The 12,364-nt window shown below is 61.8% G+C and carries 11 protein-coding genes; 4 read left to right on the top strand and 7 right to left on the bottom strand.

All coding sequences use genetic code 11. The features are described from left to right. Nucleotides 1-60: 60 nt before the first annotated feature. The 4 genes from WFR25_RS00055 to WFR25_RS00040 form a co-directional block, all read right to left on the bottom strand. Nucleotides 61-1,569: an alkaline phosphatase D family protein gene (locus WFR25_RS00055; RefSeq protein WP_336967354.1), complete on the bottom strand. Its 1,509-nt coding sequence runs from the start codon at nucleotides 1,567-1,569 to the stop codon at nucleotides 61-63. Then, entirely contained in the window at nucleotides 1,569-3,869 is a 2,301-nt protein-coding gene (locus WFR25_RS00050) for a TonB-dependent receptor plug domain-containing protein (protein WP_336967352.1), read from the bottom strand. Before WFR25_RS00050 ends, WFR25_RS00055 begins: the two co-directional genes overlap by 1 nt. 288 nt (nucleotides 3,870-4,157) lie before the next feature. Beyond that, nucleotides 4,158-5,339, bottom strand: a complete 1,182-nt coding sequence (locus WFR25_RS00045) for an MFS transporter (protein WP_336967351.1) — start codon at nucleotides 5,337-5,339, stop codon at nucleotides 4,158-4,160. Nucleotides 5,340-5,353: 14 nt separating this feature from the next. Continuing rightward, nucleotides 5,354-6,388 (bottom strand): aldo/keto reductase, encoded by a 1,035-nt coding sequence (locus WFR25_RS00040; protein WP_336967349.1) that lies wholly within the window; start codon nucleotides 6,386-6,388, stop codon nucleotides 5,354-5,356. A gap of 88 nt (nucleotides 6,389-6,476) precedes the next feature. Between WFR25_RS00040 and WFR25_RS00035 the strand changes: the two genes are divergently transcribed. Continuing rightward, complete coding sequence (locus tag WFR25_RS00035) at nucleotides 6,477-7,382, top strand: LysR family transcriptional regulator (protein ID WP_336967346.1); 906 nt, start codon at nucleotides 6,477-6,479, stop codon at nucleotides 7,380-7,382. Nucleotides 7,383-7,604: 222 nt separating this feature from the next. Here WFR25_RS00035 and WFR25_RS00030 read toward each other — a convergent pair whose 3' ends face one another. Beyond that, a complete protein-coding gene (locus tag WFR25_RS00030; protein ID WP_336967343.1) occupies nucleotides 7,605-8,666 on the bottom strand; it encodes a class I SAM-dependent methyltransferase in 1,062 nt (353 codons plus the stop codon). A 227-nt stretch (nucleotides 8,667-8,893) separates the two neighbouring features. Here WFR25_RS00030 and WFR25_RS00025 point away from each other — a divergent pair. Together WFR25_RS00025 and WFR25_RS00020 are read left to right on the top strand one after the other, a co-directional pair. Continuing rightward, nucleotides 8,894-9,654 (top strand): IS5 family transposase gene (locus WFR25_RS00025; RefSeq protein ID WP_156028742.1). Its coding sequence is split into 2 segments (ribosomal slippage): nucleotides 8,894-9,227 and nucleotides 9,227-9,654, totalling 762 coding nucleotides; the frame shifts between segments, so codons are not numbered across the junction. Nucleotides 9,655-9,843: 189 nt separating this feature from the next. Then, nucleotides 9,844-10,020, top strand: coding sequence for a hypothetical protein (locus tag WFR25_RS00020; RefSeq protein ID WP_336967338.1), 177 nt, complete (start codon nucleotides 9,844-9,846; stop codon nucleotides 10,018-10,020). 74 nt (nucleotides 10,021-10,094) lie between these two features. Here the strand turns inward: WFR25_RS00020 and WFR25_RS00015 are convergent, their stop codons facing one another. Together WFR25_RS00015 and WFR25_RS00010 are read right to left on the bottom strand one after the other, a co-directional pair. Continuing rightward, nucleotides 10,095-10,697 (bottom strand): RES family NAD+ phosphorylase, encoded by a 603-nt coding sequence (locus WFR25_RS00015; protein ID WP_336967337.1) that lies wholly within the window; start codon nucleotides 10,695-10,697, stop codon nucleotides 10,095-10,097. Nucleotides 10,698-10,782: 85 nt separating this feature from the next. Beyond that, nucleotides 10,783-11,418 (bottom strand): antitoxin Xre-like helix-turn-helix domain-containing protein, encoded by a 636-nt coding sequence (locus WFR25_RS00010; protein WP_336967336.1) that lies wholly within the window; start codon nucleotides 11,416-11,418, stop codon nucleotides 10,783-10,785. Nucleotides 11,419-11,610: 192 nt separating this feature from the next. Between WFR25_RS00010 and WFR25_RS00005 the strand changes: the two genes are divergently transcribed. Continuing rightward, on the top strand, nucleotides 11,611-12,303 hold the full coding sequence (locus WFR25_RS00005) for a 5'-methylthioadenosine/S-adenosylhomocysteine nucleosidase (protein ID WP_336974530.1): 693 nt from the start codon (nucleotides 11,611-11,613) through the stop codon (nucleotides 12,301-12,303). Nucleotides 12,304-12,364: the final 61 nt, after the last annotated feature.

The raw sequence follows: 12,364 nt of genomic DNA, 5'->3' as shown, positions 1-12,364 counted from the left end.
CGCTCTCATTCTGTCGATGCTGGCGGCACTCGCGGGCGCACGAGCGCATCGGAGCGCCGCTCAGGCGATGGCCCCTGCCCGCCCCGCTTCCACGACGAAGGAGGCGAGCGAGGCGCAGCCGCTCGACGGATCGGCAAGATCGTCGACGGCGCGCAACTGCGCCGACAGCCGCTCCTTCGTCACATCGAGCAGGACATAACCAGCCCGGCTATTGTTGAGGAAACGCACATGCGAATTGAGTGCCCGCGCCGGTGCGAACAGCGCTTCGGGGCCATTGCGCGAGGCAAGGCAGGAGGTGACGATCTCCGTCGCGATGGTTCCAGAATCCGGCCTGTCGAAATCGCGCTGTACGTCGTTGACCCAGAAGGAATGCACGTCGCCGCCCAGAAACACCGAATTATGTACCGACGGCTGTTCCAGCATCGCCGTCACCCGCCGCCGCGTCGATTCATAGCCGTCCCATATGTCCGAATAGCGGGCCTGCGGTCCCTGCGGCAGATGCAGGCGGGAAAACAGCGTCTGCTGCCCCAACAGGGTCCATTGAGGCGCGCGGGACCGGCCAAGCCCTTCGGCCAGCCACCGCTCCTGCGCGCCGCCAAGCATGGTTGCCGCCGGGTCTGAAACCGCGTCGCATTCCTCGATGATCTGTCCGCCGCTGCTGCACGGATGCGGTGTTCGATACTGCCGCGTGTCCAGGACATGCAGGCTGGCAAGCCTGCCCCAGTCGAACCGTCGGTACAGCCGCGCCTCGCCATCCGCGCGCAATCGCGCGGGCGCGATCGGCATATGTTCGAAATAGGCCTGATAGGCAGCGGCCCGGCGGCGCAGGAAGACGGCGGGCTCCTGGGTCGCCACGCCTTGCGATCCGGCATAATCATTCTCGACCTCATGATCGTCCCAGGTGACGATGAAAGGCAGGCTGGCATGGGCCTGCGCCAGATCGGGATCGGTACGATAGAGCGCGTGCCTGGCACGGTAATCGTCCAGCGTTTCCGGCTGAGGCGCGTCGAAACGGCGCACGTCCGGCCCCCCGCCGAAGGATTTCTCATAGATATAATCGCCGACATGCAGCACCGCGTCGGGCATGGCTGCGACCATGTCGCGATAGGCGCTGAACCAGCCCTGTTCCCAATGCTGGCAGGAGGCGAGCGCGATCCGCAACCGTTGGGCGCCTGGATCGATCGTCGCGGTCTGCCCGGTTCTGCTGACGGCGTCGCCGATGTGGAAGCGGTAATGATAGGGGCGTCCCGCCCGCAGACCCTGCGGCTCGACATGCACGGCATGGCCACGGCCGGCGCTCGCCAGCGCCGTGCCGGTGCGGACGATCCTGCGAAATTGCGCATCCTCGGCCAGTTCCCAGCCGATCATGCGGTCTTCCGTGATGCCCGTCAGCCGGGTCCATAGAATGACGCTATCCGTACCCGGATCGCCTGAAGCGACACCGAGCGCGAAGGGATCGCGACCAAGGTGCGGACGCCCCGAAACCGGACGCGCCCGCAATGGCGCTTCGAGGAAGCGCGTCGCGGCGAGCGCGGCGGCGCCCGCCAGCAAGCGGCGTCGCGACAGCATCAGAAGCGTGCCGAGAGGCGCAGATAATAGCTGCGGCCATTGAGGCCCAGCGGCGTTTCCTCCCCCGTCGGGAAACTGCCGCCGGTCGCGCTGATGAAGCGCCCCTGATCGGCCACCGTGTCGGGCCGGGCGTCGAAAATATTCTGCACGCCCCCGGTCAGGCGCACGCCGTCCAATATCGCATAGCCGACCGACAGATCGATCGACTCGCCGCCGCCAAAGGTCTGGGTCGCGGCGATCGGCGCTGCTGTATAGGGACCAAAGGCGGTGACATTGGCCTGCAATTCCAACCGGCGATGAGTGAGCGTCGATTGCAGGGTGAATTTGTTGGATGGCTGCGCTTGCGTGAGAAACAGGATGGAGCGCGTCGCGAGCAAGGGCAACGACGGCAGCACCGGGTTGGGGCGCAGTGTGTCGAGCCGGTTCTTGAACCAGCCATAGCCGGCATTGACCGACAGCCGCGTGTCCGGCCCCAGCGAACCCGACCAGTTCGCGGTCAATTCAAGGCCCTGCGTCGTGGTATCCACGGCATTGGTGAAGAAGCGCACTTGCGAGAAGCCAGTGACGCCCGCCCTTGCGAGGATCGCCGTCACGGCCGCACCGCCCAATTGCTCGGTGAGCGCAATGCGATCACGAATGCGGATATGGAAATAGTCGGCGGCGAAGCTGAACCCCTCGACCGGGCCGACAACGAAACCCACAGTCGCATTGCGCGATCGCTCGGGCTTCAGATCGGCTCCACCTACAGCGCGGGCGATCGGGTCGGACACGGGAAGCGTGGCGACACTTACCAGATTACCGCCGGAAAGCGCGCCCTGCACAGCGCTGTAATATTGCTGCTGGAGCGAGGGTGCCTTGAAGCCGGTGCCGATCGTCCCCCGGATCGCCAGTCCTTTCACCGGCTCCAGACGCGCCGTCAGCCGCCAGGTCGTCTTGCCGCCGAAATCGTCATAATGGTCATGACGGATGGCCCCGCCAAGGAGGAGCGGCTGGACAGGGCGAAGCTCGACATCGAGAAAGCCCGCATAGGCATTCCGGCCCGCATCTGTGGGATTGCGCGGATTGAACCCGGCAAAACCATCGGCGCCGAGGCCGAAATAGGCGGCCGGATCACCATTGCGGATGCTATAGCTTTCATGGCGATATTGGCCACCCACGGCGACATTGCCACCCGCCAGCAGGGCAAGCGGGCGCGAGAGCAGGAGGTCGGTCACATATTGCCGATAGGTGACGCCGCCTGAATCAAACCGGGTCGGGCTGTCGAGGCCGAGCGAGACATTGGCGGTATCATGGACTGAGAAATCCGCCTTGTTATAGCCATAGCTCTGGCTGAGGTCGGCACGTATCCCGGCAACTTCGCCCCGCAAGCCTATGGTGCCGCCAACATCCCAGATGCGCGGCTCGATGATCGGCAGGAACCCTTCAGGATAGAGCGGCGAATAGCCTGGCACGCGGAAGCCAGCGCCATTGTTGGAAATCTTTCGCGTGAGCGTGCCAAAGCTGTAGAGTTCCGCCGCGCCCAGCGGCAGCGCCGCGTCGAAGGCAAGGCTCGCAAGCCGGCTTTCGGGATCGCCGATCCGGTATGTCACCCGATCGAAACGCTGATCGACGAAAGCACGATTGGTCGCTTCCTGCCCACGCGCCAGCACACTGAGCGTCACATGGCCCCCTGCGCCCAACGGGAATCCCGCGCTCGCGCTCGCCAACCCGTTGAGGCCGTCGCCTTCTTCCGTAATCCCGCCGAGCAGTTCAGCCGACCCACCTTCCGCATTGGATTTAAGGATGATGTTGACGACGCCGGCAATCGCGTCCGACCCATATTGGGCCGCAGCGCCATCGCGCAGGATTTCGATGCGGGCAATGGCATTTTGCGGGATGGTGTCGAGGTCGACGCCCGCAGATCCCCGTCCGATGCTGTTATTGACGTTCAGCACGGCATTGGCATGACGACGCTTGCCATTGACGAGGACGAGGGTCTGGTCCGGCGACAGCCCGCGCAGCGTGATCGGGCGCGTATTGGCCGCACTGGCAGTCGTCGCCGCACGGGCGAAGTTGACCGATGGCTGAAGAAAATTGAGCGCGCGGTTGAGGTCGTTATAGCCCGTCCCGGCAATCGCCTCCGCACTCACGACATCGACGGGCGCCGATGACTGCGTGGCGGAGCGACCAGTGGTCCGGGTGCCGGTTACAATGATATCCACGCCCCCTTCATCGGAAACAGGCTGGGCATGGGAAACAGGCTGGGCGTAAACGGCAGGTGCGGCAAGCGCGGTCCCCGCCAGGAACAAGATGCGGTGCATGGTTGCGGTCTCCCCTCTGAGCACCGCCCGCCTAACCATTTTGCGAGGAGCGAGGTATCGCGGAGTGGGAACCACCTGTTGCGGTCTGCGCAACACCCTGATGGCGACCGGGCTTGACGCATCCGATCAATCGCTCGTCCAGATCACCCCCCCCTTGGGCGAGTGCCGCCGGAAGCACTCCCGATCCACTCCGATCCAAGTCAGCCGTTCGGACGACGAGCTGCTATCCCCGGAACCCGTATGACCGCTTCAAAGCTTGGCGAAGGGATGCCCTTTTCTCCAAGCGTTTCATCCAGCCTCACCGCACAAAGCCGCCGCATGACGCGCCGAACCGATGCGACGACTGATGAAGATGGCAATCAGACCAAGACCTGATGCAGCCGCTCCTGCGAACGAAACGAACGGCAGGCTCAGCCCCGCGGTGATGACGCCGCCGCCCAGCGCCGCACCGATCGCATTGCCCAGATTAAAGGCGCCGATATTCATCGACGATGCCAGGTTCGGTGCATCCGCTGCGGCACTCATCACGCGCACCTGTAGCGGTGGCACCAGGGCGAAGCTGGCAATGCCCCACAGGAAGATCAGGATCGCGGTTGGCCCGGCATGGGGCATGGCAAAGGCGAAGGCGACGAGGATCGCTGTCAGCGCGGCCAGCGTCACGATCAGGGTCATGTCGACCGAGCGATCGGCAAAACGCCCACCCAGCCAGTTACCGATGGTCAGCCCTACGCCATAGAGTACAAGCATCGCCGTCACGAACCCGATCGAACCATGGGTCTGTTCGCGCAGGATCGGCGTGATATAGGTGAAGACGGTGAACATCGCGCTGGCGCCGACAACGGTCAAGCCCAGTGCCGCCAGCACCGGTCCGCGCACCAGCACGCGCAGTTCGGACCGCGCGTCACCGTCCGTCGACGCCTTCATGTCGGGCAAGGTCAAGCGCAGTGCCGCGATGGTGAGCAGGCCGAGCGCCGAAATACCCCAGAAGGCGGCACGCCACCCAACCAACTCGCCGGCCCAGGTCGCCAGTGGCACGCCGACGACATTGGCGATCGTCAGCCCCATGAACATCGCGGCGACCGCGCCGGCCTGCCGCTGCGGCGGGACCAGGCTGGCTGCGACGATTGATCCGACGCCGAAGAAAGCGCCGTGGTTGAGCGACGTGATGATCCGCGCGAACAGCAACATGGCATAGCTGTTCGACAGCGCGGCAATCAGGTTGCCGATCGTGAAGATGGCGGTCAAGCCGATCAGCAGGGTGCGACGCGGCAGTCGGCCGGTGGTCAGCGTCATCAGCGGTGCGCCCAGCATCACGCCGATCGCATAGGCGCTGATCAGCAAGCCGACGGCAGGAATTGAGACGCCAAGGTCGGTGGCGATGACGGGCAGCAGGCCCATCGGCGCGAATTCGGTAACACCGATGCCGAAGGCCCCGGCGGCAAGAGCCAGAAGCGGTGGATTGATCTTCATGCTGTTCCTCCCTGTCAGACGAGCGGGGGATTCAGGCGGGCAAAGCCTTCCTGCTGATGATAGGGAGCGTGAGGATAGGCCGGCATCAGGTGGCTGGCCCGGTCGAGCAGCGCGCTCTGTTCGGCGGTCAGCACCCAGCCGACCGCGCCCAAATTCTGCTGCAACTGTTCCTCGTTCCGCGCGCCGATGATGACCGACGACACGGTCGGTCGCTGCAACAGCCAGTTGAGCGCGACCTGCGGCACCGTCTTGCCGGTCTCCGCCGCAACCGCGTCCAGAGCATCAACGACGCGGTAGAGATGTTCCTCCTCAACCGGCGGCGCGAAGGCCGCCGTCTGGTGCAGGCGGCTGCCGTCCGGGATCGGACTGCTGCGCCGTATCTTGCCGGTCAGCCGCCCCCAGCCCAGCGGACTCCACACCAGTGCCCCTACGCCCTGATCGGCAGCCAACGGCATCAGGTCGGCCTCGTAGGCGCGGCCGATCAGCGAATAGTAGACCTGATGTGCAACGAAGCGCGGCCAGCCATGGCGATCCGCCACGCCCAGCGCCTTCATCAACTGCCACCCGGGATAGTTGGACACACCGACATGACGCAGCTTGCCGGACCGGACCAGTATGTCGAGTGTCGCTAGCAACTCTTCCACCGGCGTCGAGGCATTGAAGGCATGCAACTGCAGCAGGTCGATATGGTCGGTGCCGAGACGCTTCAGTGCAGCCTCGACCGCGCGGATCAGGCGATCACGTGACACACCCCAGTCATTGGCTCCCTCTCCGGTCGGCAGGCCAGCCTTGGTGGAGATCAACACGGCATCGCGCCGTCCCTTGATCGCCGCGCCCAACACCTCCTCGGACGCACCGTTCGAATAGACGTCAGCCGTGTCGAACAGGGTGATGCCAGCGTCCAGGCATATGTCGACCAGGCGGCGCGCTTCCTGCGCGTCGCTATTGCCCCAGGCACCGAATAAGGGGCCGGAACCGCCGAAGGTCCCGGTGCCGAAACTCAGCGCCGGCACGCGCAGGCCCGATGCCCCCAATTGCCGATATTCCATCTGCGTACCTTTCCATTCATTGATGCGCGCATAAATGGAATGACGGACAGCCCTCGTTTAGGGGGCGGCAAGGCGAAGGATCTTTGCAATGGATGAAAAGATACCCTTTCACGCGGACCGGGCCCGGGCGCTGGAAACCTTCGCGACCGTCGTCGCCGAAGGCAGTTTCTCGGCCGCCGGCCGCCTGCTGGGCCTCACCCCTTCGGCGGTCAGTCGCGCCGTCGACCGGATCGAGGATCGGCTGGGCGTCCGGCTGCTGCTGCGCTCGACCCGCGCGCTGACGCTGACGGCCGAAGGTCAGGCCTATCTCAGTAGTGCCAAGCGGATACTGGCAGACCTGGATGATGCCGAGCAGTCGATCGCGAACCAGGGGGCGCCGCGCGGCCGTCTGCGCGTCAGCGCCGCCCATTCCCATGGCCGGCTTTGCATCGTGCCGCTACTTGGAGAATTTGCGCGGCGCTATCCGCACATATTGGTCGATATCAGCCTCAGCGATCGGCTGGTCGACATCGCCGCTGGCCAGGCCGATGTCGCTATCCGTTTCGGGCCGCTCGCCGACAGCCCGCTCACTGCCCGCAAGCTAGGCGAAAACCGGCGGGTCATCGTGGCATCGCCCGATTATCTGATGCGCCATGGGACCCCGACCATACCCGAGGATCTGCACAACCATAACTGTCTGAACTTCAATTTCCGCCGTATGGAGCCCGTCTGGCCCTTCCGGCGGGACGGGCGTGACTATGCGCTCAGCGTCCGGGGCACAATCGAGGCGAATAGCGGCGAGACGCTGGGCCAGTTAGCGGCCGACGGGGTGGGCATCACCCGGGTCGGCCGCTTCAGCGTGGAGCCCGAACTGGCGTCCGGCCAGTTGGTGGCGCTATTGGAAGACTGTAATCCCGGCGATATAGAGACCATCCATGCGGTCTTCCTTGGCGGCGGCAATGTGCCCACGCGAGTCCGTGTGTTCGTAGACTTTCTGGCCGAGCAATTGACATGACCCAGGGCTGGCGGCCTGTGGTTGCAGACCGAATGCAGCGCAGGCGCTAGTCAGGAACCCACTATTCCTGCCCGAAGGAAAAGGAGATCAGTGCATAACCGGCAGTAGAAAAACTTGAAGCAGCCGCGACCGCCTTCGACCCATTTTTGCCGCTCAGCGAGCAAATTCTCTCCCCAGCAACAGACGTTCAGATTACCTTATGACCCATCGCGAAACTGGTCTTTACCTTGCCTCCAGCACCATATTAAAAGGCCCCTCGATCGCGCGCCGAACGCGTTCGAAACCGCCCTCGCGTACAACCTTCGTCAATCGTGCTTCCCCCGCTTGCGCGCCCAGCCCTTCGCCCACCTCCTGATCCAGCGAGGTCGGCACACAGATCATCGTAGACGCATTATAAAAGAGTCGCCCCACCGGATTGAAGTTCGCCTCCGGCTTGTCCCCGGCGATCGGCTCTACGATCATCCAGCTTCCGTCCGCCGCCAATATCTCGCGCATATGTGCCGCACAGCCGCGCGGATCACCCATATCGTGCAAGCAGTCATACATGGTGACGAGGTCGAAATCCCGCTCTGGAACGTCCTTTGCCGTTGCTACCTCGAAACGCACCTGCTCACCTAGTCCATGCGCTTCCGCATGATGGCGCGCTTCCTCAATGGACGGTGCGTGGAAGTCATAGCCGAAAAACCGGCTCTCGGGATAAGCCTCCGCCATTAGCAGCGTGGAGAAGCCAACGCCGCATCCGACATCAGCGACCTTTGCGCCCGCCCGAAGCTTGGCTTCCATGCCATCCAACGCCGGAATCCAGGCCTGCACGATATTGTTGACATACCCTGGCCGGAAGAATGCGCCAGTCGCGCAAAACAGGCAGCCCGCATGATCACCCCAACGTACCCCTGTTCCGTTGCGGAAACATTCTTCCACCTTGGGTTCCGCCTCGATCATCGCGGCCACCATTTCGAAAGCGGCAACCAGATGGACCGGGCTGTCAGGATTGTGGAACACCATCGCCTGTTCGGGCGACAGGCTGAAACGGTCGGTCCCCGGGTCGAAATCGACATAGCCATTTGCCGCCTGCGCCAGCGCCCATTCCCGCACATAACGTTCATGCAACCCGTCCGCGCGCTGCGCCAGCTCTGCTGCGGTAGCAGGCCCTTTCGAAAGGGCATCAAACAGCCCCAGCCTGACGCCTAGCCTTACGGTGGGCACGCTCATCGCGCCCCCCAGATCGCCCAACATCTTTCCTACAAATGCGTGCAGTTTATCTTCGTCGATCGGTGCGGACATGGCTGCCCTCCTCTCGCCAGACGCCCGACTCCGTAGCAGGCGTGCGCGGCGGGAAGATAGCACATCGCTTGCCAGCCCGCGATGGCGGTTGCCAAGGGCATCAGGCTCCTGATTTGATCCGTGAACCATCAGGCTTCACCTCGACCCTTCCTAGGGTCAGGACCTGTTAAATTGCTTGCGCATTGGGTGATGGGTTGATTCAATAGCAGCGTTAGGAGGCGCTGCCGATGGATGTTCCGTTTCTGCTGAGTGAGGCGCAGATGCGCCGGATCGAGCCGTATTTTCCCTTGTCTCATGGGGTGCCAAGAGTGGATGATCGGCGGATAGTGTCTGGGATCATTTACGTCATCAAGCACGGGCTGATGTGGCGCGACGCGCCCAAGGAGTATGGCCCACACAAGACGATCTACAATCGTTTCATCCGCTGGAGCAGGCTCGGCGTGTTCAACAAAATCTTCGCTGGCTTGGCAGCAAAGGGCGGCAAGCCCGACCAGTTGATGATCGATGCAACCCACCTGAAAGCACACCGGACGGCGGCAAGCCTGCTTAAAAAGGGGATGTTCCCCGACGTATCGGACGCACCAAAGGCGGCCTGAACTCCAAGCTACATGCCGTATGCGATGGCAAAGGCCGACCGCTCATCATGCTGCTCAGTGAAGGGCAGATGAGCGATTATAAGGGCGCTGCACTGATGATCGATGCCTTCCCGAAGGCAAAGGTCCTGCTGGGCGACAAGGGCTATGACGCCGACTGGTTCCGCGCGGCACTGGCCGACCGCAAGATCACGGCCTGCATCCCGTCAAAGGGGAACCGGAAAGTGCCCATTCCACACGACACGGCGCTCTATAGACAGCGGCACAAAGTCGAGAATATGTTCGGCAGGATCAAGGACTGGCGGCGCATCCACACGCGCTACGATCGTTGCGCCCATACCTTCATGTCCGCCATCTGCATCGCCGCGACCGTTATATTCTGGATCAATCAATGAGTCCTGACCCTAGGCATTCACGAGAAGCGATATGTCGGCTCCCAACTCCATTAAGCTTGGATCCCAATGTTTTTTCTGAAACGTACCTGCATGATTGGAGCAACCGCGATCAAAGCTAATGTTTCCATATGTTGCTATTGCCACTAAGTCGCATTACCAGCCTCTCCGACAAAGAATGGGGAGTTGACGATGACCAAGTGGCCTTTGACGGCAAGCTGGATGGCAATCGCATATCTGGCACCGCTGCCAGTCCATGCACAAGCGCCGGCCGCGAACGACAGTCCTGCGGACCAGATCATCATCACGGGTATGCACGTCGGCGACGACTCACTTCCAGAAATTCTTGATCATGGCCCTGAAAGGTGACGGTTTAGCTAAAAACGACATCCCAAACGAAGTCCATCCGAATGGAAAGTGGGGAGCAATTCGCGTGACGAAAGCTAAAGAGCTTCGACCGCAAAATTTGGCGTCCCGGTCCAGGTCAGGCGATACATCGCGCCCTGTACGACAGACTGAACGACATTGGGCCAGAGGGCGGCAATGCAAATCCCTCCGGAATGGCGTACCGAAGGATAGATGATGCCATTATGGCCTTGGGCGCGCGCCAAAGCGGCAACGGCGTTGCCAGCGGCATAGCCCGTTGCCGGGTCGGGATGAAGGCTGGGATGGTCGTGAATCGCGCGCAGGTCGACAAAGACTCCCGACATGCTCGCAAGCATTTCGCCATATTCGACGACGGCGTTGAAGTCGTCGACATCGATCAGTGCCTGGGTCAAATGATGCCCCACTTCGGCAATGCACGTATCTACAGCGAGCGCCGCATACCATGCACCGCGTTCGGCCGGATTGAACCGCATTGGCGAGCGCGGCTTGGCGTAGGCAAAACTCGCATTAATGAAATGGGCATGTGGCACGCCATGCACGAGTTCGTCGACCGAGAGCGCGCTGAGGCCGCGATCCTCAGCGATCCGCCTGCTGCTTGTAGCGGCTTCAATTTCAGCGATCAGGTCCAGTTCTTCCGGAGAATCTGCCAGTGGCGCCAAGACCGCTTCGCGTAGCCTTGCGCTCGAGACAAGCCGGACCGTGCGCGAAAATGCTTCTCGCGCCACTGGTAAGGTTTGCCCGTTATCAGAGACCGCCACGCAGCGCGTCGATATATTGGCGCGTTTCGAGCATGCGGGGAATGCCGCCTTCCATCATCGCATGAATGGGCGCACGGCGGTCGAAGATTGGTCCACGATTGACGAGTCTGGGCCAACGATCCGCCATGTCATCGGCGAAAAGCAGATGCAGACCTTTGAACACACCGATAAGCGCGGAAGCCCGTGTCATCTGGTCCTGGCTCAACACACCATCCCATTTACCGGACTTCATTCGATCCCATGTGCTTTCAGAAACGCCCAGAAGCGTTGCGCCTTCGGCATTGCTGCCACCCCAGGCACTGATCAAGCGCAATACAGCTTTCACGGCCGTTCCCGTTAACCGGTGACGATCCCCTTCGCCCGAAAATGTCTGCAACCCGGCATGTACTACCGGCACGGCTGCCCTTGCTGCTTTACTTGCCATGTCGCTTCTCCTGATGCTTATATACGCATCATGTGGTGCGATTGTCAAAGATTTCTGCAACAGGCTGTTCCAAGCACCTGCCGAAGATGTGCTCCCAAAGCGCGAGATCATGTTATCCGAGTGGCTCGGGGCGAAGCGGGAAGGGCAGTGGGTATTTTCGCCGACAATCGGCTCGATGGCCCGCTGGTTGGCGACCACAAGGGCGCGATCTTTCTGGAAGATTAGTCCGCCGCTGACACGATCGAACCCTTCGTTCGACGAAGAGCGCGCATATCATAGTCTCCGGAACCTATCGCAACGCCGAAACCCCCGCACTTGTTTTGGCACTGGTGATTGACCTGCGACAAAGATGTGCTGCAGCAGATCAAGGCGCGCGCGAAAGGGAATGGCATGGCAGGCTGTGAAGTCATTGGTGGAAAGCGCGTGCTATTCGTTATGGCCGTGGGCGCGGAATACGGCATGCATCTGCAAAAGCGCTTCAGGCCGTTGATGACGGGCGTTGGCCCAATTGAAGCTGCGCTCCACACAGGCATCGCCCTTGCCGATCTGGGTCGGACAGGTGATCTGCCAGACTTGGTGGTCTCTTTAGGATCGGCAGGATCCCGGATTTGCGCATTAGGGCATGTTTACCAGATTCGCTCCGTGTCCTGGCGCGACATGGACGCTTCAGCGCTTGGCTTCCCCAAGGGCGTGACCCCATTTATCGATCACCCGATAGAGCTGCCACTTTTGACGCCGCTCGCTCTGGAAACGGCTCGCCTTTCAACAGGAGCCAATATCGTCTCGGGCGACGCCTATGCCGCTATCGACGCTGACATGGTGGATATGGAAACATTTGCCGTGGCCCGCGCATGCGAAAAGTTTGACATTCCACTCATGGGATTGCGAGGGGTTTCCGACGGTCCCGGAGAACTCAATGCCATTGTGGAATGGACCGAACTTCTTTCCCTGCTGGACGATCGGCTCGCAACAGCCGTGGATATGTTGGTAGAAGCGCTATCGTCGCGGGCTTTACCCGCACACGACCTTTCTTCGTCAGCCAAGATAGAAAATTCTGATCCTAGAAGTGGCCCAAGTCGCTGAACAGAGACATCCCGCAAGAGAAAGAGCGCTACGACCACTCCAGAAGGGATGCAGTAATGGC

Origin of the sequence: Sphingobium aromaticiconvertens (genome assembly GCF_037154075.1) — a bacterium.
In the GTDB taxonomy this organism is placed as follows: domain Bacteria; phylum Pseudomonadota; class Alphaproteobacteria; order Sphingomonadales; family Sphingomonadaceae; genus Sphingobium; species Sphingobium aromaticiconvertens.
Note: the sequence above shows the minus strand (reverse complement) of the source record. Positions and strands in the feature narration are given on the sequence as shown.

What these genes read in the sequence shown, in the direction of transcription:
- WFR25_RS00055 (WP_336967354.1), bottom strand. Translation starts at nt 1,569, where the DNA reads ATGCTGTCGCGACGCCGCTTGCTGGCGGGCGCCGCCGCGCTCGCCGCG.
- WFR25_RS00050 (WP_336967352.1), bottom strand. Translation starts at nt 3,869, where the DNA reads ATGCACCGCATCTTGTTCCTGGCGGGGACCGCGCTTGCCGCACCTGCC.
- WFR25_RS00045 (WP_336967351.1), bottom strand. Translation starts at nt 5,339, where the DNA reads ATGAAGATCAATCCACCGCTTCTGGCTCTTGCCGCCGGGGCCTTCGGC.
- WFR25_RS00040 (WP_336967349.1), bottom strand. Translation starts at nt 6,388, where the DNA reads ATGGAATATCGGCAATTGGGGGCATCGGGCCTGCGCGTGCCGGCGCTG.
- WFR25_RS00035 (WP_336967346.1), top strand. Translation starts at nt 6,477, where the DNA reads ATGGATGAAAAGATACCCTTTCACGCGGACCGGGCCCGGGCGCTGGAA.
- WFR25_RS00030 (WP_336967343.1), bottom strand. Translation starts at nt 8,666, where the DNA reads ATGTCCGCACCGATCGACGAAGATAAACTGCACGCATTTGTAGGAAAG.
- WFR25_RS00020 (WP_336967338.1), top strand. Translation starts at nt 9,844, where the DNA reads ATGACCAAGTGGCCTTTGACGGCAAGCTGGATGGCAATCGCATATCTG.
- WFR25_RS00005 (WP_336974530.1), top strand. Translation starts at nt 11,611, where the DNA reads ATGGCAGGCTGTGAAGTCATTGGTGGAAAGCGCGTGCTATTCGTTATG.